The organism is Saccharopolyspora taberi (genome assembly GCF_039534165.1).
Classification (GTDB): domain Bacteria; phylum Actinomycetota; class Actinomycetes; order Mycobacteriales; family Pseudonocardiaceae; genus Saccharopolyspora_D; species Saccharopolyspora_D taberi.
On the sequence record NZ_BAAAUX010000010.1, the window covers coordinates 104,525 to 125,572 of the forward strand.

The 21,048-nt window shown below is 69.5% G+C and carries 17 protein-coding genes and 1 tRNA gene; 9 read left to right on the forward strand and 9 right to left on the reverse strand.

Translation table 11 applies throughout. The features are described 5' to 3' along the window. The first annotated feature begins 38 nt into the window (after positions 1 to 38). The 4 genes from glp (at position 39) to ABD691_RS08835 (ending at position 3,165) form a co-directional block, all read left to right on the forward strand. Positions 39 to 1,262: a molybdotransferase-like divisome protein Glp gene (glp, locus tag ABD691_RS08820; RefSeq protein ID WP_344679009.1), complete on the forward strand. Its 1,224-nt coding sequence runs from the start codon at positions 39 to 41 to the stop codon at positions 1,260 to 1,262. Between the two features lie 7 nt (positions 1,263 to 1,269). Continuing rightward, positions 1,270 to 1,941, forward strand: coding sequence for a GNAT family N-acetyltransferase (locus ABD691_RS08825; protein WP_344679010.1), 672 nt, complete (start codon positions 1,270 to 1,272; stop codon positions 1,939 to 1,941). A 271-nt stretch (positions 1,942 to 2,212) separates the two neighbouring features. After that, the gene (gene sepX, locus ABD691_RS08830) at positions 2,213 to 2,983 is read left to right on the forward strand and encodes a divisome protein SepX/GlpR (RefSeq protein WP_344679011.1); all 771 of its coding nucleotides are present in this window, start codon (positions 2,213 to 2,215) and stop codon (positions 2,981 to 2,983) included. Between the two features lie 109 nt (positions 2,984 to 3,092). Continuing rightward, positions 3,093 to 3,165, forward strand: a tRNA-Ala gene (locus ABD691_RS08835). Positions 3,166 to 3,449: 284 nt separating this feature from the next. Here ABD691_RS08835 and ABD691_RS08840 read toward each other — a convergent pair. The 5 genes from ABD691_RS08840 to ABD691_RS08860 form a co-directional block, all read right to left on the reverse strand. Next, on the reverse strand, positions 3,450 to 5,843 hold the full coding sequence (locus ABD691_RS08840) for a helix-turn-helix transcriptional regulator (protein WP_486374890.1): 2,394 nt from the start codon (positions 5,841 to 5,843) through the stop codon (positions 3,450 to 3,452). A gap of 98 nt (positions 5,844 to 5,941) precedes the next feature. After that, positions 5,942 to 7,489 (reverse strand): GMC family oxidoreductase, encoded by a 1,548-nt coding sequence (locus ABD691_RS08845; RefSeq protein ID WP_344679013.1) that lies wholly within the window; start codon positions 7,487 to 7,489, stop codon positions 5,942 to 5,944. Continuing rightward, on the reverse strand, positions 7,486 to 9,063 hold the full coding sequence (locus tag ABD691_RS08850; protein ID WP_344679014.1) for an APC family permease: 1,578 nt from the start codon (positions 9,061 to 9,063) through the stop codon (positions 7,486 to 7,488). The genes ABD691_RS08845 and ABD691_RS08850 overlap by 4 nt, the downstream gene beginning before the upstream one ends. A gap of 169 nt (positions 9,064 to 9,232) precedes the next feature. Next, positions 9,233 to 10,768 carry an aldehyde dehydrogenase family protein gene (locus ABD691_RS08855; RefSeq protein ID WP_344679015.1) on the reverse strand — a complete coding sequence of 512 codons (1,536 nt, stop codon included), beginning with the start codon at positions 10,766 to 10,768 and terminating at the stop codon, positions 9,233 to 9,235. 318 nt (positions 10,769 to 11,086) lie between these two features. Then, entirely contained in the window at positions 11,087 to 11,446 is a 360-nt protein-coding gene (locus ABD691_RS08860) for a bifunctional 3-phenylpropionate/cinnamic acid dioxygenase ferredoxin subunit (RefSeq protein WP_344679016.1), read from the reverse strand. Positions 11,447 to 11,749: 303 nt separating this feature from the next. On the opposite strand from ABD691_RS08860, the gene ABD691_RS08865 reads away from it, so the two are divergent. From ABD691_RS08865 to ABD691_RS08875, 3 genes are all read left to right on the forward strand, one after another. Further along, positions 11,750 to 11,902 (forward strand): GMC oxidoreductase, encoded by a 153-nt coding sequence (locus ABD691_RS08865; protein ID WP_344679017.1) that lies wholly within the window; start codon positions 11,750 to 11,752, stop codon positions 11,900 to 11,902. 18 nt (positions 11,903 to 11,920) lie between these two features. Beyond that, on the forward strand, positions 11,921 to 13,399 hold the full coding sequence (locus tag ABD691_RS08870; protein ID WP_344679018.1) for an APC family permease: 1,479 nt from the start codon (positions 11,921 to 11,923) through the stop codon (positions 13,397 to 13,399). Between the two features lie 242 nt (positions 13,400 to 13,641). Further along, positions 13,642 to 14,034 (forward strand): hypothetical protein, encoded by a 393-nt coding sequence (locus ABD691_RS08875; protein ID WP_344679019.1) that lies wholly within the window; start codon positions 13,642 to 13,644, stop codon positions 14,032 to 14,034. Between the two features lie 331 nt (positions 14,035 to 14,365). Here ABD691_RS08875 and ABD691_RS08880 read toward each other — a convergent pair whose 3' ends face one another. Then, positions 14,366 to 15,049, reverse strand: a complete 684-nt coding sequence (locus tag ABD691_RS08880; RefSeq protein WP_344679020.1) for a helix-turn-helix transcriptional regulator — start codon at positions 15,047 to 15,049, stop codon at positions 14,366 to 14,368. A 665-nt stretch (positions 15,050 to 15,714) separates the two neighbouring features. Here ABD691_RS08880 and lat point away from each other — a divergent pair. Further along, positions 15,715 to 17,076: an L-lysine 6-transaminase gene (gene lat / locus ABD691_RS08885; RefSeq protein ID WP_344679021.1), complete on the forward strand. Its 1,362-nt coding sequence runs from the start codon at positions 15,715 to 15,717 to the stop codon at positions 17,074 to 17,076. Between the two features lie 61 nt (positions 17,077 to 17,137). Here lat and ABD691_RS08890 read toward each other — a convergent pair whose 3' ends face one another. Then, complete coding sequence (locus ABD691_RS08890; RefSeq protein WP_344679022.1) at positions 17,138 to 18,592, reverse strand: MFS transporter; 1,455 nt, start codon at positions 18,590 to 18,592, stop codon at positions 17,138 to 17,140. A 54-nt stretch (positions 18,593 to 18,646) separates the two neighbouring features. Here ABD691_RS08890 and ABD691_RS08895 point away from each other — a divergent pair, with 54 nt between their 5' ends. Then, the gene (locus ABD691_RS08895; protein WP_344679023.1) at positions 18,647 to 19,204 is read left to right on the forward strand and encodes a TetR/AcrR family transcriptional regulator; all 558 of its coding nucleotides are present in this window, start codon (positions 18,647 to 18,649) and stop codon (positions 19,202 to 19,204) included. A gap of 32 nt (positions 19,205 to 19,236) precedes the next feature. Here the strand turns inward: ABD691_RS08895 and ABD691_RS08900 are convergent, their stop codons facing one another. Together ABD691_RS08900 and ABD691_RS08905 are read right to left on the reverse strand one after the other, a co-directional pair. After that, a complete protein-coding gene (locus ABD691_RS08900) occupies positions 19,237 to 19,839 on the reverse strand; it encodes a response regulator transcription factor (protein ID WP_344679025.1) in 603 nt (200 codons plus the stop codon). Further along, complete coding sequence (locus tag ABD691_RS08905; protein WP_344679026.1) at positions 19,836 to 21,044, reverse strand: sensor histidine kinase; 1,209 nt, start codon at positions 21,042 to 21,044, stop codon at positions 19,836 to 19,838. The genes ABD691_RS08900 and ABD691_RS08905 overlap by 4 nt, the downstream gene beginning before the upstream one ends. Positions 21,045 to 21,048: the final 4 nt, after the last annotated feature.

A 21,048-nucleotide genomic window follows, 5' to 3' on the forward strand; every position in this document is an offset into this window, starting at 1 on the left:
ACGGCTTCCGGGGCACGCTCCGGAAGAGGTCGACAGCCATGAGGTCAGTAGACGAGCAGCTCGCGCGCGTGCTCTCCGCCGCGGTGCGCCCGGCGCCGGTCCGGGTCGCGATCTCCGAGTCGCAGGGCCTGCTCTGCGCGGAGGAGGTCGTCGCGGAGCGGGCGCTGCCAGGCTTCGACCAGGCCGCCGTCGACGGCTACGCGGTGCGCAGCGTCGACGTGCAGGCCGCCGCGGACACCGGGGTCGTGCTGCCGGTCGTCGGGGAGATCCCCGCCGGTTCCCGCCAGCCCCGCAGGCTCCAGCCGGGGCAGGCCGTCCGGGTGGTCACCGGCGCGCCGTTGCCGACGCTGGCCGACGCCGTCGTCCCGCTGGACCACACCGACGAGCACCCGGCGAAGGTCACCGTCCACCGCCCGGTTCCCTCCGCCGCCTACGTGCGCCGGACCGGCGAGGACGTGCAGACCGGTGACGTCGCGGTGCGCCGGGGCGCGCCGATCGGGGCCGCGCAGGTGGGACTGCTCGCGGCGGTCGGGCGGGACAAGGTGCTGGTGCACCCGCGGCCCAGGGTTTCGCTGATCTCGATCGGCGACGAGCTCGTCGACGTCGACCGCACTCCCGGTCAGGGCCAGGTTTACGACGTCAACTCCTACGCGCTGGCCGCCGCCGCGCGCGACGCGGGCGCCGAGGTCACGAGGGTCGGCATCGTCAGCACCGATCCGCGCAGGCTGCGCGAGGTCGTGGAGGGCCGGCTGCTGCTGTCGGAGGTCGTGGTGATCGCCGGGGGCGTTGGCGGGACGGCGGGCGCGGAGGTCCGCGCGGCGCTGGCCGACCTCGGCGACCTCGACGTGACCAGGGTGGCGATGCACCCGGGGTCGGTGCAGGGGTTCGGCAGGCTGGGGCCGGACCAGGTGCCCACCTTCGTCCTGCCCGGCAACGCGGTCAGCGCGCTGGTGGTCTTCGAGGTGCTCGTCCGGCCGCTGATCCGGTCGGCGCTGGGCAAGTCCAACCCGCACCGCCGCACCATCTCGGCGAGCCTGCTCTCCCCGGTCACCTCGGCCAAGGGGCGCCGCGGCTACCTGCGCGGGCAGCTGCTGCGAGATCCCGGGAACGGGTCGTACCTGGTCCAGCCGCTGGGCACCTCGGGATCGCACCTGCTGGCCTCGCTGGCCGAGGCGAACTGCCTGCTGCTGATCGACGACGACGTGACAGAGGTGGCGGCGGGCGAGGACGTGCGGGTCAGCTTCCTCTCGCAGCGCGCCTGAGCTCCCCATGGGCGAGCCGTCCGACGTCGACGCGTTCCAGGGCTTCGGCCGGCATCCCGGTTGGCCCGCGAGGCTCGGCCCGCTGGTGACCGAGGCGGGTGCGGTCGTGCTGCGCCCGCCACGGCTGCGGGACGCGGCCGCGTGGAGCCGGATCCGCCTGCGCGACCGCGTCTACCTGCAGCGCTGGGAGCCGACGTCCGCAGGTAGCTGGCAGGAGCGCAACTCCAGGCTCGCGTGGCCCGCGCAGTGGAGCGCGCTGCGCGGGCTGGGCAGGCGGGGTCAGGCGTTGCCGTTCACGATCACCGTCGACGGTGATCTGGCCGGGCAGCTGACCGTCGGCAACATCGTCCGCGGCGCGCTGCGCTCGGGCTGGATCGGGTACTGGGTGACCCAGCGGCTCGCGGGCCGCGGGGTCGCGACAGCAGCGGTCGCGCTGGCCGTCGACCACTGCTTCGGACCGGCCGGGCTGCACCGGCTGGAGGCCACGGTCCGGCCGGAGAACACCGCCAGCGTGCGCGTGCTGGAGAAGTCGATGTTCCGCCGGGAGGGGCTGTTCGAGCGGTACCTCGACGTCGCGGGCGACTGGCGGGACCACTACGTCTACGGGCTGACCGTCGAGGAGCTGCCGCAGGGCGCGGTCGAGCTGCTGGTCCGGGAGGGCCGCGCGCGGCGGCCTTGAGGCCCGAGATCTTGGTCACCCGAACGGTGGCATCCGCGGTTGGGGGGTTCCCGGTGCGATCCGCCGTTCGGCTGCCGGGTTCGCGCTGATCAGCGGTACGGATTCCGACACGCCGGTGCCGATGTTGCGCCCGGTTGCTCCGAACGTGCGGTTCCCTGGGGCCGAGCGGCGCGGTGGTGACTCGGCGTGGCTGCGAGACAGAAGTGACTGATGTGACTAGCGTGGCGAGCGCAGAGGTGTGCTGCCGGTGGCCAGGGGGAGGTGGCGAGGCATGCTCAGTTCGTTGATCTTCGCTGCGCTGGCGGCTGCTTGGCTGGTCGTGCTGGTGCCGATGTTCGCGCGTCGCCGCCAGGAAGTGTCCAAGACCACCGACTCGGCGCTGGCGGCGCGCGTGGTCCGGCGCGGGAGCGGCCGGCGTCCGGCGGCGCCCGGCGCACCGAAAACCTACAGGGCGGAGGAGGCGTTCGGGATGGCTGACACCGACCAGGACGTCGAGATCGACGACTACCAGGACGACGGTTCGTGGCGCCGCGTGCACAGCGACGACGTCCGCGCTGGTCGGCGCTACCGGCCGGGCCGGGGCGGCTACGACCCGGAGGCGGCGGCGCTGGCGGCGAAGGCCAAGTACGCCCGCAGGCAGCGGATCGTGCTGGTCATGCTGCTCACCGCGGTCCTCACCGGCGTCCTGGCCGCGGTCGCGTGGCCGATGGTGTGGTGGCTGCACGCGGTGGTCGACCTCGTGCTCGTCGGTTACCTGACCTACCTGCGCAGGCAGGTCCGGATCGAGGAGGACGTCCGCAGCCGCAGGCTCGCCAGGATGTCCTCCGCCCGCGACGAGGACGGCTACGACGACGAGTACGAGGGCGTCGACGAGGTGGCCGAGGACGAGCCGGAGGAGCCCGGCGACGAGCGGCGCCGCACCGGGCACCGGAGCGCTCCGGTGGCCAACGCGGTCGCGGTGGAGATCGACGACGAGGACCCGATGTTCGACGAGCTCGACGAGCGGACCTGGGAGCCGTACCGCCGGGCGGTCGGCGAGTAGTACCGGACGAAAGCGCGGAGGGCCTGGTTCACCAGGCCCTTTTCCTTTTCCGGGGGGTGCCTGCGAGGGCGCTGGGAGGGGGTTGCTAAGCTACAACAGCAATCAGCAAGGGGCTGTAGCGCAGTTGGTAGCGCGTCTCGTTCGCATCGAGAAGGTCAGGGGTTCGATTCCCCTCAGCTCCACGTTGGGGTTGCTATTTGCACCCCCGCCCGCGTTGAGCTCTTGGAGCAGGATCTCAACGCCGAAGAACGAGGATGGGCCACCCGCTTTGCGGGTGGCCTTCTTGCTGTTTCGGGGCTGTGGGATGACCGGTGCGATCTCACAGCTGCCTGCTGGCGGCTCGCGTGCGCTGGAGGGCATGGAGCTGCCCGAAGGGCTCACGGAAGTCGCCGTGGGTGCTCTCCTCGTCCTCGAGGTAGAGGCCGTGCAGGGTGGCCATTTCTGTCGGGCGTCCCGTCGGAGGCGATCATGAATCCGGCACCTGCTTGGCGAAGAGCGCAGCGATTTGCGTGCGGGAGTTGAAGCCGAGTTTGGTCAGGATGTGTTCGACGTGGCTATCCACCGTGCGGGTTGCGATGACGAGTTCGGCCGCGATCTTCTTGTTGGTCTTTCCACTGGCCACGAGCTTCGCGATCTCGCGCTCCCGCGGGGTGAGCGGCAGGTCCGAGTCAGCGGTGCGGTGCCGGGTGGCTTTTTCGTCGAGGGCGTAGGCGATGGCGTCGTCTTTGCCCAGCTCGCGCCCGTTCTCCAGAGCAGCGTTGAAGGCGCGTTGGCCGAGAATTTCCTGAGCCCGCCGGGCATACTGCTCGTGCCATTCGAGGAGGCGTTGGATGCCTGCCAGGTGTGCGCCGAGCGATTCGCGGAGAGCTTGGCTGGCGCCCATCAAGCGGGCGGCGCGTTCCGCATCGGGGGCGCTGGCGGTGAGCGCGGCCCAGGCGAGAAATTCGACGGCTATGTTGAGCCCGAGGATGTCGTCGAGAGCGCGTTGGCGTGCGAGTCCGTCGTTGAGCAGCGCCACCGCCTCCGGGACTCGCTGCTCGATGAGCTCGGCGAGCCCGAGGAAGACCAGGCTCCAGGCCAGTAGCCACTGGTCGCCATGGGCGGTGCTGAGGTTCCTGGCCTCTTGAAGGACTGCCACTGCGCGGTTCGGCTGCTTTCGGTAGCAGAGGGCGGACCCAAAATCGATCAGGGCAGGGGGGTAGAGGGGGCTGAGTTCGGGGAGTCCCCGCTCGAGGCGCACCCCCTCGTCCAGGAGGCTTATGGCGTCTTCGATCCCGCCCTGGAACAGCTCGGCGAGGCCACGGATGTAGGTGGCGTGGGCAACGACGGCCGGGTCGTTCAACGGGGTGGCCAACTCGCGGTACTGATCCAAAAGACGTAGTCCGGCGGGGATATCGCCGTCGTAGACCGCGAGGTAACTGTTGACCCACAACGCAGCAACCCGCTCAGGGCTGAGTCCGCTGTCCACGGCGAGGAGGCGGTCGAGCCAGAGCCGCCCCTCGCGTTGCCGCCCACAACCGAGCCAGTAGTACCAGAGATCGCTTGCCATGCGCAGGCCCGTGTCGACCTCGCCGGGTTCGGTGAGGCAGAACTCAAGTGCCGCCCGGATGTTCGCGAGCTCAGCCTGAATGCGGCCGAGCAACGCCGGTTGGTCGGGGCTGAACCAGCTGGTGGCCGCTTCGTCGGCGAGTGCCGCGAAATGGTCGCGATGTGCTGTGCGCGTGGGCTGCTCCTCGCTCAGGGTGCGCAGCCGTTCGCGCCCGTACTCGCGAAGCGTGTCCAACATCCTGTAGCGGACACCATCGAAAGTCACGATCGACTTGTCGACGAGTTCGCTCAGCGTCTCTTCCGCGAGGTCACGGGACGGCATCCCGCCCGCGCAGACGGCTTCGACCGCGGTGAGGTCGGCGCCGCCGCTGAACACGGACATTCGTGCCCACAGCGCGCGAGCCTCGGGCGAGCAGAGCCGGTAGCTGTAGTCCATGGTGGCGCGGAGAGTCTGCTGCCGGGACGGAGCGTTGCGGCTGCCAGAGGTCAGCACTCGGACGTCGTTGTACCGGTTCACAAGCTCGCCGATGGACAACGCGCGGATGCGTGCGGCGGCGAGTTCGATCGCCAACGGTAGTCCGTCCAGCCGCCGGCACAATGCGACCACCGCCTGCTCGTCGTCTGACGTCAGGGTGAGACCGGGGCGCAGGATGGACGCACGCTCGAGGAACAGCATCACGGACTCGCTGTTGTGGCTGTCACCAGTTCGGAGTTGTCCCATTTCGGGCACGGCCAGCGGCGGGACGGTGTAGGGCGCCTCGCCCTCGACCCGTAACGCCTCCCGGCTCGTCGCAAGCACCCGAAGCTCCGGGCAGTTGCGCAGCAAGTCGGCGACCAGTTTCGCGCAGGCCTCGGTCATGTGTTCGCAGTTGTCGAGCAGCAGCAGCATCCGCTGATCGCCGATGTATTCGCTCAGCTCGGCCACGCCGGCGCCTGCCCGGCTTTCGGCGGTGAGCGCGGCCATCGCGGTCATCGGTAGCAGGTCCGGCTGGGTGAGTTCGGCCAGCGACACCAGCCATACCCCGTGCGGAAACGCTCGCCTGGTCTGTCGCGCCACGTGCAAGGCCAGCCTGGTCTTTCCGACCCCACCGGTACCGACCAAGGTCACCAGCCGGGACACCGACAACAGTTGCTTGACCGCGATCGACTCACTCCGCCGACCCACCAAGCTTGTTAAATCGGCTGGCAGGTTGTCACACCGCCGCGAAGACACCACGGTGCTCTCCCACGTGTGTATCTGCTCGCTCTCAGGAAGTAAGAGTGTACGCTCGCGCCCGGATGTGAGCCGTGATGCGCCGCTACCAGCTGGCATCCGTTTTCGTCTGGTGTGGTGGGAGACTCCCCTGGATTGGGGAGTCTCCCCGCAGTTTCAAGCGAAACCGCACACCATGGCGTGTCGGGGGCGGCCTTTCAGCGGTTGTCTTCCTTGAGCATGTCGGAGCACTTCTCACCGATGGCCATGGTGGTGATGTTCGGGTTCACCGCCACCAGGAACGGCATCGCCGAGGCGTCGGCGACCCGCAGGCCCTGCACGCCCTTGACCCGCAGGCGTGCGTCCAGCGGCTTGGTCGGGTCGTCGTCGGCGCCCATCGGCACCGACGACGCCGGGTGGTAGACGGTGTTGTGGGTGCGCTTGATGTAGTCGGCGATTTCGTCGTCGGTGACCACGTCCGGGCCCGGGTGCAGCTCGGCACCGGCCCAGTCCCGCAGCGCCGGCTGCGCCGCGATGCGGCGGGCGAGCTTGATGCCCTCGGTCATCACCCGCATGTCGTGCGGGTCGGTGAAGTAGCGCGGGTCGACCTTCGGCTTGTCCCGGAAGTCCCGGCTGCGCAACCGGACCGTGCCGGTGGAGCGGGCGCGGGTGACGTTCGGGGTCAGGCAGAAGCTGTTCTCCGAGGTCGGGTAGCCCTGCCGCACGGTGTGCATGTCGAACGGCACCGAGCCGTAGTGGAACATCAGGTCCGGCCGGTCCAGGCCCGGCTCGGTGGTGGTGAAGATGCCGATCTCCCACCACTGCGTGGAGTCGGTGACCATCGGCTGCCTGGCGTCCCAGCTGATCACGCCCTCCGGGTGGTCCTGGAGGGTGGAGCCGACGCCGGGGGAGTCCACCAGCACGTCGATGCCGAACTCCCGCAGGTGCTCGGCCGGGCCGATGCCGGACAGCATCAGCAGCTTCGGCGTGTCGATGGCGCCCGTGGACAGCACCACCTCGCGGCGCGCGGTCACCGTCCGGGTGTGGATCAGGTCCGGGTCGAGGTACTGCACGCCGGTGGCCCGGGTGCCGTCGAAGGTGAGTTTCTTGGCCCATGCCTGGGTGCGGATCGCCAGGTTCGGCCGGTCCAGGACGGGGTGCAGGTAGGACACCGACGACGACGAGCGGGTGCCGTCCTCGCGGGCGTTGATCTGGAACCAGTTCGCGCCGTGCACCACGGTCTTGCCCGAGTTGAACTCCGTGGTCGGGATGCCCTCCTGCGCGCAGGCCTCCAGCAGCGCGACGCCGCACGGGTCTTTCGGCGGGACGCTGCGCAGGGTCACCGGACCGCTGCGGCCGTGGTGCTCGCCTGGGCCGTCGTTGGTTTCCAGCCGTTTGTAGAGCGGGAAGATGTCCTTGGCGCCCCAGCCGGTGGCGCCCATCGACTCCCATTCGTCGAGGTCCTCGGCCGGGGCCCAGAACGCGATGCACGAGTTGTGCGAGGAACAGCCGCCGAGCACGCGGGCGCGGGCGTGCCGCATGAACGAGTTGCCGTTGGCCTGCGGTTCGATCAGGTAGTCCCAGTCGTATCCGGACTCCAGCAGCCCCATCCAGCGGTTGAGCTCCAGGATCGCCTTGTCGCCCACATCGGACGGTCCGGCCTCGAGCAAACAGACGGTGACGTCGGGGTCTTCCGAGAGCCGTGCCGCGACCGCGGCACCGGCGCTGCCACCGCCCACCACGACGTAGTCGAACTGATCGGTCATGCGCAATCTCCGTTTCTGGCAAAAGAAATGGCGGTTGTGACTTCGGTGTCCGAAGTGGCCCCGGTCGTTTCAGGGCTGGAAGCGTGCTCGGCGAGCACGCCGACTTTGCGGCGCTGGACGAACCAGTAGTAGGCGAATCCTGCCGCCGCGGCGACGCCGACGAACAGCACCGAGCTGTACTGCAGGTACCAGTGGTACGGCGGCTCGGCGTTGTAGACCTCCTTGCGCGGCCAGGCAAGGTTGACCGTCATGCCCGCACCCCACAACACGCCCAGGACGTTCACCGGCAGTCCGAACCTGCCGAGGCTGAACCGGCCCTGCCGCCGCTCCGAGGACCACTCGCCGCGCAGCCGCGCGACCAGCATCGGGGCCGTGACCAGCAGGTACGAGACGTAGATCAGGATGATCGCCAGGCTGGTGATGGCGGAGAAGATCTGCGGCTGGCCGATGTTGACCACCAGCAGGGCCACCGCCAGCACGCCGATGACCACCGCGGGCACCACCGGGGTCTGGAACCGCGGGCTGACCCGCGCCAGCTTCTGCCCGCCCGGGAGCGCGTTGTCACGCGCCATCGCGAACGCGATTCGGATCGCCGCGGTGTGCACCGCGAGCACGCACACGGTTATCGCGATGAAGATCGTCGTCAGGAAGACCCGGCCGACCCAGGGCCCCAGCGCGTCGTTGAGTACGAACTGCAGGCCGGTCTCGCTCATCTCCGGGCCGTGGATGTTCCGCGCCGCCATCAGCGCCAGCAGGATGATCAAACCACCGAGGACGAACGACGCGACCAGGGCGCGCAGGACCGCCTTCGGCGCGTTGCGGTGCGGGTTGATCGACTCCTCGCCCAGCGACGCGGCGGTGTCGAACCCGTACATCACGTACGACGAGGCGATTCCGGCGACGAGGAACGCCCCCAGGTAGCCCGTGGCGTAGTTCGCGCCGGTGCCCTGCGTGTCCAGCACGACCTCCGGCCCGCGGACGGCGGCGAACGCCAGCACCACCACGAGCAGCACTGCGGCGACCAGCTCGATGAACACCCCGGCGCTGTTGATCCGCGCCATGAGCTTCACGCCGAAGGCGTTGACCAGGGTGGTGAACACGATCAGCACGGTGGCCAGCACGACGCCGTTGACGGCCTCGTCGGTGGGTCCCGTGCCGTCGCCGATGAACTGGAAGCCCGACCAGATCTCCGGCAGGGTCTTCTGGTACGCCAGCGCCGTCGCCGCGATCGAGACGATCGAGGCCAGCAGCATCATCCAGCCCGCGAGCCAGCCCACGTGCTGGCCGCCCAACTTCTTCGACCAGTTGTAGACGCTGCCGGCGATCGGGTAGCGCGAAGCCAGTTCGGCGAAGCTCAGCGCTACGAACAACTGCCCGACGAAGACCACCGGCCAGGACCACCAGTAGGCGGGACCGCCGAAGGAGATGCCGAAGTAGGACAGTTGGAAGGTGCCGGTGAGCACCGAGATGTAGCTGATTCCGGCGGCGAAGGTGTGGAAACCGCCGAGGGATCTCTTCAGTTTGTTGGTGTAGCCGAACTCGTTGAGCCCGACATCGTCAGTGGGTGCGCTCATGCCCAGAACTCCTTTCCCGGCCTTTCCTTTCCTCGGGAGCGAAAAGGGAAGGCGGGGGTGATCTTGCGCGCAAAAATGAAACCAGCCGTCCGATCCGGCGGGGATTGATTAACGGCCGGACGTGATCTACTGGAGCCGGTCGGCGGTGTTCCTCCCGGCGGATTCCTCCTTATTCTCCGCCGAACCAGTTCTGCGGTCCGGGCCGGAGGTTCTGGTACACGTGCTTGGCCTCCTGGTACTCGCCGAGTCCGGCGCGGCCGAGTTCGCGGCCGATCCCGGACTGCTTGAAACCGCCCCATTCCGCCTGCGGCAGGTAGGGGTGGAAGTCGTTGATCCAGATAGTCCCGTGCCGCAGCCGGTTGGCCACCCGCTGGGCCCTGCCCGGGTCGGAGGTGAACACCGCACCCGCCAGGCCGTAGTTCGTGTCGTTGGCGATGCGCACGGCGTCGTCCTCGTCGGTGAATCGTTCGACCGTGAGCACCGGCCCGAACGATTCCTCGGTCACGGCGTAGGAACCCTGCTTGACCTCGTCCAGCACGGTCGGCAGGTAGTAGTGCCCGTTCGCGTACTTCTCGCCGTCCGGCCGCGAGCCGCCGGTGCGCAGCACCGCGCCCTCGGCGATGGCCTTCGCGACGTAGTCCTCGACCTTGCGCAGGTGCGCGTCCGAGATCAGGGGCCCGGTCTCGGCGTCGTCGTCGAACGGGCCGCCGATGCGGATCTGCTCCGCGCGGCGCACGATCTCGTCGACCAGCGCGTCGTGCAGGTCGTCCTGCACGATCAGCCGCGCGCCCGCCGAGCAGACCTGGCCGGAGTGCAGGAACACCGCCATCAGGGCGTAGTCGACGGCGGTGTCGAAGTCGGCGTCGGAGAAGACGATGTTGGGGTTCTTGCCGCCCAGCTCCAGGGCGACCTTCTTGACCGTCGGCGCGGCGGCGGCCGAGATCAGCCTGCCGGTGTGCAGGCCGCCGGTGAACGACACCAGGTCGATGTCGGGGTGTTCGGCCAGCACCGAGCCGACTTCGGCGCCCGTGCCCAGCACCAGGTTGCCGACCCCGGCGGGCAGACCTGCCTCGGCGAGCGCACGCATCAGCAGGATCGCGGTGCTGGGCGTGAGCTCGCTGGGCTTGAGCACGAAGGTGTTGCCAGCCGCGATGGCCGGCGCGACCTTCCACGCGACCTGCAGCAGCGGATAGTTCCACGGCGTGATCAGGCCGCACACACCAACTGGCTCGTACTGCACCCGGCTGATGGCATCCGGCGATCCGGTGTCGACGACGTGCCCGGCGTCGGTTCCGGCGATTTTGCCGAAGTAGCGAAAGCACGCGGCGATGTCGTCCATGTCGTACTCGCTTTCCACCAGGCGCTTGCCGGTGTCCAGCGACTCGGCGCGGGCGAACTCGTCCTTGTCCCGCACGAGGATGTCGGCGACGCGGATCAGCAGGTCACCGCGCTGCCACGCCGAAGTGTTCGCCCAGACGCCGTCGGCGAAGGCGCGGCGGGCGGCGGCGATGGCGCGCTCGACATCCGATCGGTCGGCTTCGTCGACCGTGGCCACCGGCTCACCGTTGGCGGGACACCGGATCTCGCGGGTGCCGCCCGCGGCTGCCGAGACCCACTCGCCGTCGATAAGCAGCGTGCGACCTGAATTCGGCGTGCTCGATCCGGAACGGTGAGCGGGCACCGGGGTTCCGTCAGTGTGCAGCATCGATTGCATCCCCGTTTTGTTGAGTTCGTCGATTTTTCCGCAGGTCGCGCGGAATCTTGATGATCGATATTACTGCGATCGGATTGGAAATGTGCCGGCATGCTTCGCCGGCGAGCGTGAATTCCGTTGTTCGGTGCAGCCGGCGTTCCGTGCGGAACTCGTCGATGCGGCAATGCGTTGCCCTGTGCGTGTGCCAGCGGCAGCTGTGATGTCTCGAGATCTACGCAGGTATTGAGCGCCGCCCTTGCCGGCGCCGCCCGGCACGCGGAGCTGCTGGGCGGCTGAGAAGTCGGCTGGTGAGCCCCGGCGACGGTGGCTTCATGCGACTCCTTCTTCTCCTCCTTGCTCCCGGGCAAGATCCTGCAACGCTCGGTGCTGGGTGGCCACGTGCACGTAGATGACGCCGTCGGCGACCATTACGTGGTGGGTGCGCACGGGACGTTTGGCGGGCAGGCAGGTGGGCATGCCGGTACGGAGGTCGAAGAAGGCGGCGTGCAGGGGACATTCGACGTAGCAGCCTTCGAGGAAGCCGTCCGACAGCGAGGCGTCCTGGTGGGTGCACGTGTCGTCCACCGCATAGAATTCGCCGTCGGCGTTGAACACGGCGATGGGGGCGTCAGCGAGAACCCGGATCGACTCACCGGCCGGGAGCTCGTCGACACGGCACACGGGGATCATGAGCAGCTCCTTGTTGCGGGTGGTGAGTGACAAGGCTTACTGAGGCAACCCTGATCCTCGTCGGGCAACTTACCTATCCGGGACCTAAACGCTCTGCGTAGGTAGGTAGCCAGGCTACTGGTGCTCGGGCCGTCCCGCTCCCGATTACCGAAGGGTAGGTGCCGATGGGTGCGAAGGCTCCGTTGATCCTGGTGCTGCGTTAGGCACGCAGCGTGGCCTGGGGCTTTCGGGTCGCGGGAGCCTCGGGGCAGAGGCACGATTCCGGTATCCGCATTCGGGGGTGGTCGGGGTGCCCAATCTGTTGTGGACGAGCGCGAAGGTGTGGATCCGCAACTGCGAGTCGGGGGCCTGCGGCGGCTGCGGGTGGTGGACCCCTCGTTCTTCCCGGCCATGCCGAGCATCAGCCCCATGGTCGCGGTGCTCATGGCCGCCGAGCGCGCGGTCGACCTGATCTGAACCTGACCAGGGGGCGTCATGTCCACTTCGGACCGCGCTGACAGCAGTGCTGACGACGTGCGGCTGAGCGAACTCGGCTACACCACCGAATTCCGCCGGGAGATGAGCCTGTGGGCGAACTTCTCCCTCGGTTTCACCTATCTGTCGCCCGTGGTCAGCACCTACACGTTGTTCGGTGCCGCCCTGGCCACCGGCGGGCCGCCGATGATCTGGAGCTTCCTGGTCGCCGGTGCCGGGCAGTTCCTGGTCGCCCTGGTCTTCGGCGAGGTCGTCGCGCAGTACCCGCTCGCCGGCGGCATCTACCCGTGGGCGCGGCGGTTGTGGGGCAAGCGCTGGGCGTGGATGTCCGGCTGGGTCTACCTGTGGGCCTTGCTGGTGACGATCACCAGCGTGGCCTACGGCGCCGGCCCCTACATCGCGCTGCTGTTCGGCTTCCCGCCCACTGTGATCAACAACGTGCTGTGCACCATCGCCCTGATCGCCGTGGCGACCCTGATCAACTACGGCGGCACGAAGGTGCTGTCGATGGCCGCGATCATCGGGTTCTCCTGCGAACTGGTGGGGGCGCTGTGCGTCGGGATCTGGCTGCTGACGACACACCGCTTCCACGGCCTGGGCGTGCTGTTCGACAGTTTCGGCGCTGCCCACGGCGGGGCCTACCTGCCCGTGTTCCTGGCCGCCGGGATCATCGGCTTCTACCAGTACTACGGTTTCGAGGCGTGCGGCGACACCGCCGAGGAAGTGCCGCACCCGGGCAAGAACGTGCCGAAGGCGATGCGGCGCACCATCTACATCGGCGGAGCTGCGGCGACCTTCGCCTGCCTGACGCTGCTGCTGGCCGTCCCCGACTTCGGGAAGGTCATCTCCGGTGCGGATCCCGATCCGCTGATCAACGTGCTCAACAGTGCGTTCGGCGCAGTGGGCGCGCGGGTCGTGATGGCCGTCGTGCTGATCTCGTTCCTGTCCTGCACCATCAGCCTGCAGGCGGCGGCCGGGCGGCTCACCTACTCCTACGCCCGAGACGAGATGATCATCGGCTACAAGCTGTTGCGCCGCTTCTCCCACGCCCGGCACGTACCGCCGTACGCGCTGCTTCTGGCCGGAGTGGTGCCGACCCTGATCGCGTTGGGCTCGCTGTGGTCCACCGACGCGCTGACCAAGATCGTCTCGTTCGCGATCCTCGGCATCTACCTGGCGTTCCAGATGGTCGTGCTCGCCGCGCTGCGGGCCCGGCTGAAGGGCTGGCGGCCGATGGGCGAATTCACCCTCGGCCGGTGGGGACTGCTGGTCAACCTCCTGGCACTGGCCTACGGCATCGGCGCGATGGTGAACATCTCGTGGCCGCGGACACCGCAGGCGGCCTGGTACGACAACTACATCGTGCTGCTCTCCGGCGGAATCGTCGTAGCCGTCGGAGTGATCTACATGTTCGCCACGCACCACTACGGCCGCAGCAAAGCCCCGGCCGGGGATGCCATACCGGCACGCCGGCCGTGACCGCCGGAGCGGAGCATGTCTCCGGTTCGCGTGCTTCTCGGCCGGTTGGTCATCGCTGCGCCAGGTGGAGGGCGAGGGCGCGGCCGTGCCGCGCCCGCGTCAAGGTCCTCGCCGAGCACCCGGACGTCCCGGCGCTCGGCAGCGGCACGCGTACCTCAACATCGTCTGAACCGCGCCTGTCACGTCCGGCGCTCGTGTCCTGTTCTTCTTCCGGAGGACCGAGTGCCGGAGGTGGCTGAGCTGTGCGGGTTTGGGTTCGGATCGGATTGGTGCTGCTCGGGGTCGCGCAGCTTGGAGTGGGAGTCTGGGCGCTGCTGCTGCCCCGGGCGTTCTTCGCGATCCCCGTGGTCGGGATGGGGATGCCGTACAACCCGCACCTGATGATGGATTACGGGGCGTTGAGCGTGGCGACGTCGATCGTGCTGGGCGTCGCCGCGGTGACCATGCGGCCGGGCATGATCCGAACCGCGCTGGCGGTGTTCCTGGCGTTCGCCGTGCCGCACCTGCTCATCCACGTCCGGTTCCTGCACCACCTCCCGCCGGACCAGGGCGCGTGGTTGCTGACCTGGCTGGGGCTGGCGGTCGTGGTCCCCGTCGTGCTTTGGGTGCTGGGGGAGCGGGCGCGGCGGGGATGAGCCACGTCCACAGTGGAACCGGCGCGGGAAGTTGGCGTGCGGTGGCAGGAGATCGGCCCGCGTTTGGGGGCGAACCCATGTGCGGAAGTGGGAATCGTTCGCGGCGGTGGGGAACCCGAGTGCGGGTGGTGGGGAGTCGGCGCGCGATGGTGGGAGATCGGCGTGCGGCGGCGGGAAACCAGCCCGGAAGCGGCGGGGAAGCAAGCGCCGCGGTGGCGGAGAAATCAGCCCGCATTGGCGGGCGAACCGGCGTGCGGCAGCCGGAAATCAGCTCGCGGCGGCGGGGAACGACCGCACGGCGACGAGAAACCAGCCCCCACCGCCGCGCGAATCAGCGAGCGTCGGCGGGTGGCTGCTGCCTGCCGCGCGGCGCGGGGATGAGGGCCCCGGTGATCCGCTCGTCGCGCGCCAGGTGGAAGCCCAGGGCCATCCGGGAGTGCGTGCCGTAGCGCTGCTGCAGCCCGGCGACGACGGTCCGCACCGTGCGGGCGCTGACGTGCAGGCGGTCGGCGACCTCGGTGTCGGTGGCGCCGTCGATGAGCAGCCGCGCGACTTCCAGCTCGCGCCGGGACAGGCTCTGGTTCGCCGGCGTTTCCGGGGTGCGCGCCTCGTTCCACAGCAGGTCGAACAGGCTGCGGTGCGGCGCCGTGGCCGCGGCGTGGAACAGGTAGGCGCCCCTGCCCAGGCGCAGCAGGTCGAAGGGCAGCAGGGTGAACCGGTCGTCGAAGACGATCATCCGGTGCAGCGGCCCGTGGTTGACCCGGACCTCGACGTCCGGGGTGGCCGACAGCACCAGCTCGTCGAGCGCGCCGGGCCGGGCCGCCGCCCGCGGCTCGACCAGCACGAGCCCGCGCCTGCCGCCGGACTGGAGTTCCGGAGCGCTGTCGTGGCCGGTTATGCAGGTGCGCACGGTCTGCGCGGTGCAGGCGAGCCGGTGTATGCGCGCGCGCACCTCGGCGGCGTCGACCAGGTACTCCACGCCGTGCGTCCTGCCGGTGGACTGATCCAGGGTCATGCGAGCTCCCCCCGCTGCCTGGATCAATCGTCGCCGCTGGCGCAGGAGCGCTCTACTCGGTTCACCCGGCCTGTGGACGCGGTGGCGGTCCGGGACCGCCGGTGTTTTGCCCGCGCATCCGGGATTCGGATCGGCGCCGCTGGGGTGCGCTGATTTCACCCGCTGGAGTGCATACGTTCGTCGGGGAGGCACCCGGCCGGCGGGTGGAAAGGGCGTCGGCCGGGTGCGGATTCGACGGGTTCGGAGCCACCGCGGATTTTCCTGCGGGGGAGAGGTGACAGCCGCTCGAATCCGCCGGGCCGGCGAATTACGCAGGAAAATCGCGGTGGCGAAGAACAATTTAGCACCACCGCCGTCGCGGACCATTCGAGGAATGCTTCCGGAAGCGGAAGAACGAACCGGACGCGGACGTGAAACCCTTTTCTTGATTGATTTCGGTATCGGCTGGTAATTCGCCAGGGCATTTGGTCATGAGTGCGTGGGGCGTCGACGCGGCAGTCGTCACGCAGGGTGACGATCTTCCGTCGCGCGGGCCGGAGCAGAAGAAAATCTTCGGCCTTGACGTAGTGTTGACGGAAGAACGTTGCTTTTTCGCGGATCGCTGATGTAATAGTTCTTGACAGTGACGGGCGCCACCGTGACCGAGCGACGCCGGGAGGCTGATCATGACGACCCAGCAGGACGCAGTTGTGGACCCGGGCGGGATCCGCGCCCAGCGCGGTACCTCCACCGATGCCGTCACCAGTCTCAAAGCGCACGTGACCGGTGATCTGATGGATATCGTGGTCGATCTCGACGCCGGTGACGGCTGTCGTCTTTACGACCTCCGGGACGGTACCGAATACCTCGACATGACGATGTTCTTCAGCTCCGCCACGCTCGGGCACGGCCACCCCGGGCTGCGGCATCCCGATTTCGAACTGGCGTTGGTGCGCGCCGGGCGGGTGAAGCCGTCGAACCCGGATTTCGCCACTGCCGAGCAGGCCCGGTTCGCCGACACGTTCAAGCGGGTCGTGGGCGACCCCGAGCTCCCGCTGATGTTCTTCATCGACGGCGGGACCCTGGCCGTGGAGAACGCGCTGAAGGTCGCGTTCGACTGGAAGACCAAGGTCAACGCGCGCAAGGGGTTCGCGATCCGCGGCAGCCGAGTGCTGCACCTGGAGCGCGCCTTCCACGGCCGCAGCGGCTACACGCTGTCGCTTACCAACACCGACCCGTCGAAGATCCGGGACTACCCGATGTTCGACTGGCCGCGCATCCCGAGCCCGGCCGTCCCGCCGGGTGACGAGTGGGACGACCCGGAGCTGCTGGCGGGCGAGCGGGTGGCGCTGGAGGCGGCCGAGGCCGCGCTTCGCCGCTACGGCCGGGAGATCGCGTGCTTCGTCTTCGAGCCGATCCAGGGCGAGGGCGGTGACCGGCACCTGCGGCCCCGGTTCCTGCGCGCGATGCAGGACCTGTGCCGGGAGCACGACGTGCTCACCGTCGCCGACGAGGTTCAGACCGGTGCGCTGACCGGCGGCGCCTGGGCCTACCGGGCGCTCGGGCTGGAGCCCGACCTGGTGGCGTTCGGCAAGCGGATGCAGGTCTGCGGGGTCATGGGCGGTCGCCGCGTGCTGGAGGTCGAGGACAACGCCTTCCGCGAGGCGAGCCGGATCAGCTCCACCTGGGGTGGATCGCTGGTGGACATGGTCCGGGCCACCCGGATCCTGGAGATCGTCGAGAGCGAGAACCTGTTCGAGCACAGCAGGCAGATGGGCGAGCTGCTGCTCGGCGAGCTGCGCGGGCTGGTGGCCGAGTTCCCGTCGCTGGTCGGGCAGGCCCGCGGTCGCGGCCTGATGTGCGCGGTCAGCTTCCACGACCCCGCCAAGCGCGACCGCGCGCTGGCCGTCGCGCGGGACAGCTACCGCACGTTGTTCCTGCCCTCCGGGCCGGACTCGCTGCGGTGCAGGCCGCCGTTGTCGGTCCGGCCCGAGGAGATCGTGGACGCGGTCGCCGCGCTCCGCAAGACCCTCGGCGACCTGGTCTGACCCGGCGGCTGACGAGGGGGCGGAGGGGCGAGTGCTCGCGGGCACTCGCCCCTTCTCCGCATCAGCGGCGCAGGACCCACCACGCCTGGGCGGCGGCGAAGACGAGGATCGCCGCGCCGAGCACGCTCGTCACGTGCACGCCGAAGGTGAAGGCGTGCGCCGCCGACTCGCGCAGCGCGTCGGCCTGCTCCGCCGGTAACTCCCCGGCCACCGCCAGCGCGCCGCCCAGCGTGTCCCGCGCGGTGTCCACTATGGATTCCGGGATGCCGGTCAGGTCGATCCGGCCGCGGTAGGCGGCGGTCAGGGCGCTGCCGAGGATGGTCGTGCCCAGCGCCGCGCCCAGCTCGTAGCCGGTCTCCGAGATCGCCGAGGCCGCGCCCGCGTTCTCCGGGGCCACGCTGCTCAGGATCGTGTCGTTGGTGGCGGTCTCGGTGATGCCCGCGCTGAAGCCGACCACCATGAACGCCACCGCCAGCAGCCAGCCGCCGTCGCGGGCGGGCAGCAGGACCATCAGCAGGTAGCCGAACGCGGTCACCAGGATCGCCGCGCCGAGCAGCTCGGCCAGCCGGATCCGGCGGACCAGCCGGGCGGCCAGCAGCGACCCGGCCACCGACAGCGCGACGCCCGGCAGCAGCGCCAGCCCGGACTCCAGCGGGCTCATGCCGAGCACCAGCTGGAGGTACTGGGTCATGAAGAACAGGCCGCCGACCATCACGAACACCGCGAGCAGGTTGCTGGCGACCGCGATGCTGAAGCGGGAGTTCGCGAACAGCCGCAGGTCCAGCATCGGCTGCTCCAGCCTGCGCTGCCTGCGCACGAACGCGAACCCGGCCACCGCCGCCACGGCCAGCGCGATCCCCGAGAACTCCTTGATGCCCAGGGCCAGCGCCATCATCGCCAGCAGCGACATGCCCGCGCTGGGCAGGTCGTAGCGGCCCGGGTCCGGGTTGCGCGACTCCGGGATCAGCAGCGGGCCCGCGACCAGCAGCAGGACCATCACCGGCAGGTTGATCAGGAACACCGAGCCCCACCAGAAGTGCTCCAGCAGCAGCCCGCCGAGCAGCGGGCCGAAGGCGGCGCCGCCCGCGAAGGTGGCCGTCCAGGCCGCGATCGCGGTCGTGCGGGCGCGCGGCTCGGTGAAGATGTTGCGGATCAGCGAAAGCGTCGAGGGCATCAGCGTCGCGCCGGCCACGCCGAGCAGCGCGCGGGCCGCGATGAGCAGCTCGGCGCTGGGGGCGAAGGCCGCGAGCGCGGAGGCCGCGCCGAAGCCGGTGGCGCCGATGAGCAGCAGCCTGCGGCGGCCGATCCGGTCGCCGAGCGTGCCCATCGTGACCAGCAGTCCGGCCAGCATCAGCGAGTAGATGTCGACGATCCACAGCAGCTGGGCGCCGCTGGGTCGCAGCTGTTCGCTCAGGTGCGGCACGGCGAAGCTCAGCACCGTGTTGTCGACCGAGATCAGGAGTACGGGGAGCAGGAGGGCGGCGAGCGCGGCCCACTGGGTTCGGGTTGCAGTCATTTTCTATACCGTCCAGACGGTACAGTAACCGTCCGGACGGTATAGTGCAAGGCCGTGGCAGCCACCGACACCCGGGACCGCATCCTCGACGCGCTCCAGCGCATCCTGCTCCGCAAGGGCGCAGGTGCCGTGACGCTGGAGTCCGTCGCCGCCGAGGCGGGCGTCTCCAAGGGCGGGCTGCTCTACCACTTCCGCTCGAAGCAGGCGATGCTGCAGGGCCTCACGCTGCGGCTGGACGAGGAGGCCGAGGCGGAGTTCGCGCAGGCCGCGCAGGACGGTGTCGACGTCGTGCGGTACTTCCTGGAGACCTCGCTGCCGGGGTCGGACGAGGAGATGGCGCTGTACTGGTCGGTCATCGCCGCGCTGCGCAGCGCGGAGGGGCTGAACGAGGACGGCGCCCAGGTGCTGGCCAACGTCTTCGGCCGGTGGTCGACGGTGCTGACCGACTACGTCGGGGATCCGGTGCTGGCCGAGACGATCCGGCTGGTCGGCGACGGGCTGTACCTCAGCGCCCTGTCCGGCCTGCCGCACCCGGACCCGGACCTGCTGCAGAAGGTGTTTGACCGGCTGCTGAGCCAGGTCGCCGAGGCCCGGGAGGAGTGCGGGTCGTAGCGGGTCGCTTGGCGGAACCTCAAGCGGTTTCGCTAGATCCAGCCCTCTTCCCAGGCACGCCGGGCGGCCTCGTGCCGGGTGCTCACCGACAGCTTCGCCATCGCCGACGACAGGTAGTTCCGCACGGTGCCCTGCGCGAGGTGCACCTCCTCGGCGATGGACGCGATCGTGGCGCCGCTCTGCGTGTGCCGCAGCAGCTCCAGCTCCCGCTCGGTCAGCGGGCACGTCCCCGCGGTCAGGGCGCTGGCCGCGATCTCCGGATCGACGTAGCGCCCGCCGTCGCTGACGTCCCGCAGGATCGCGGCGAGCCGGGTCGCGGGCGTCGTCTTCGGCACGAACCCGCGCACGCCCGCGGCCAGCGCGCGCCGCAGCACCCCCGGGCGCGCGTGCCGGGTGACCAGCACGATCGGCAGGTCTGACCGCTTGCGGATCTCGGCGGTGGCCTGCACACCGTCGAGCCCCGGCATCTCCAGGTCGAACACCGCCACGTCCGGCTCGTGCTCGGCCACCGCCCGCACCGCCGCCGCGCCGTCGCCGACCTGGGCGAGCACGGTGATGTCCGGCTCCAGGTCGAGCAGCGCCGCGAGGGCGCCGCGGATCAGGTCTTCGTCGTCGGCGAGCACCACCCGGATCACGTGCGCGGCCTCCCTGGTTCTCCGGCGAGTCCGACCAGTTCGAACCAGCCCTCGTGCTCGGCGGCCAGCACCTGACCACCGACGGTCGTGAAGCGGTCGCGCAGCCCGTCGATGCCCGAGCCCGCCGCACCGGTGCTGGGGCGGACGCCGTCGTTGCGCAGGACGACGCGCACCTGTCCGTCGTCGGCGGAGATCGTCAGCTCGCAGTGCTGGGCCCGGCTGTGCCGGAGGATGTTGGTCGCGCCCTCCCGCACCAGCGCGCCGAAGAGCGGCTCCAGCGGCGGCGCCACCGCGGTGACCGCTCCGTCCACTGTGGTCTTGATTCCGGCCGATTCCAGGATCTCCACCGCGTTGTCGAGTTCGGTCGCCAGCGTCGTGCGCCGGTACCCGTGCACCACGTCGCGGGTGTCCTTCAGCGCCTTCCTGGCCAGCTCGGCGATTTCGGCCGCCTGCGCGCGGGCGGCGGCGTCGTCCACGCCGACCAGCCGTTCGGCGAGCTCGCCCTTGAGCGCGATGGCCTGGAGGTGGTGGCCCTGGATGTCGTGCAGGTCGGCGGCGAACCGCAGCCGCTCCTCGGCGACCGCGAGCTCTCCGGACACCGAACGCGCCCGGTCGAGTTCGAGCACCACGTCCCAGATCCACGCCTGGAACAGCATCGCGAACGTCGTGATCGCGGTGACCGTTCCGCTGTAGACCAGGATGTTGATCAGCACGATCGCCTTGCCCAGCAGGATCATCAGCCCCGTCGCGGCACCGCAGACGAGCAGGATCAGACCGACCGCGAGCGGGGCCCGGAAGCGGCGGGGCGCGGCGGCCACCAGGATCCCGGCCAGCCCGGCAGGGGGCAGCGTCCAGGTCAGGACGTTGACCGGGGAGAGCGAGACCGCGTAGACCAGCCCCGCGATGGACAGTGCGAAGACCGCGATCTGCTCGGCGGGGTGCTGTTCGCTTTGGCCGAGGCCGCGCATCATGCCCAGCGAGAACCGGAAACCCTCGACGCCCAGCACGATCAGGATCGCGAGCATGACCAGCGCGTGCGCCCCGTGGTAGGCGCCGGGTGCCGCGGCGACGATCGACTGGACCGTCGCGGCGACGGCGAACAGCGGCAGGGTCGGGACGATCACCCACCACGTGTAGCGGCGCAGCCGGGTGATGCGGCGGCTGTCGAACTCAGCCGGATCGGGCACCGCTGCAGCATCGGACACCACT

Excerpts from the sequence above, each read along its gene's own strand:
- ABD691_RS08845 (WP_344679013.1), bottom strand. The coding sequence starts at position 7,489 with ATGACCGATCAGTTCGACTACGTCGTGGTGGGCGGTGGCAGCGCCGGT.
- glp (WP_344679009.1), top strand. The coding sequence starts at position 39 with ATGAGGTCAGTAGACGAGCAGCTCGCGCGCGTGCTCTCCGCCGCGGTG.
- ABD691_RS08850 (WP_344679014.1), bottom strand. The coding sequence starts at position 9,063 with ATGAGCGCACCCACTGACGATGTCGGGCTCAACGAGTTCGGCTACACC.
- ABD691_RS08870 (WP_344679018.1), top strand. The coding sequence starts at position 11,921 with ATGTCCACTTCGGACCGCGCTGACAGCAGTGCTGACGACGTGCGGCTG.
- ABD691_RS08890 (WP_344679022.1), bottom strand. The coding sequence starts at position 18,592 with ATGACTGCAACCCGAACCCAGTGGGCCGCGCTCGCCGCCCTCCTGCTC.
- sepX (WP_344679011.1), top strand. The coding sequence starts at position 2,213 with ATGCTCAGTTCGTTGATCTTCGCTGCGCTGGCGGCTGCTTGGCTGGTC.
- ABD691_RS08855 (WP_344679015.1), bottom strand. The coding sequence starts at position 10,768 with ATGCTGCACACTGACGGAACCCCGGTGCCCGCTCACCGTTCCGGATCG.
- ABD691_RS08840 (WP_486374890.1), bottom strand. The coding sequence starts at position 5,843 with ATGCCAGCTGGTAGCGGCGCATCACGGCTCACATCCGGGCGCGAGCGT.
- ABD691_RS08880 (WP_344679020.1), bottom strand. The coding sequence starts at position 15,049 with ATGACCCTGGATCAGTCCACCGGCAGGACGCACGGCGTGGAGTACCTG.
- ABD691_RS08825 (WP_344679010.1), top strand. The coding sequence starts at position 1,270 with ATGGGCGAGCCGTCCGACGTCGACGCGTTCCAGGGCTTCGGCCGGCAT.
- lat (WP_344679021.1), top strand. The coding sequence starts at position 15,715 with ATGACGACCCAGCAGGACGCAGTTGTGGACCCGGGCGGGATCCGCGCC.
- ABD691_RS08860 (WP_344679016.1), bottom strand. The coding sequence starts at position 11,446 with ATGATCCCCGTGTGCCGTGTCGACGAGCTCCCGGCCGGTGAGTCGATC.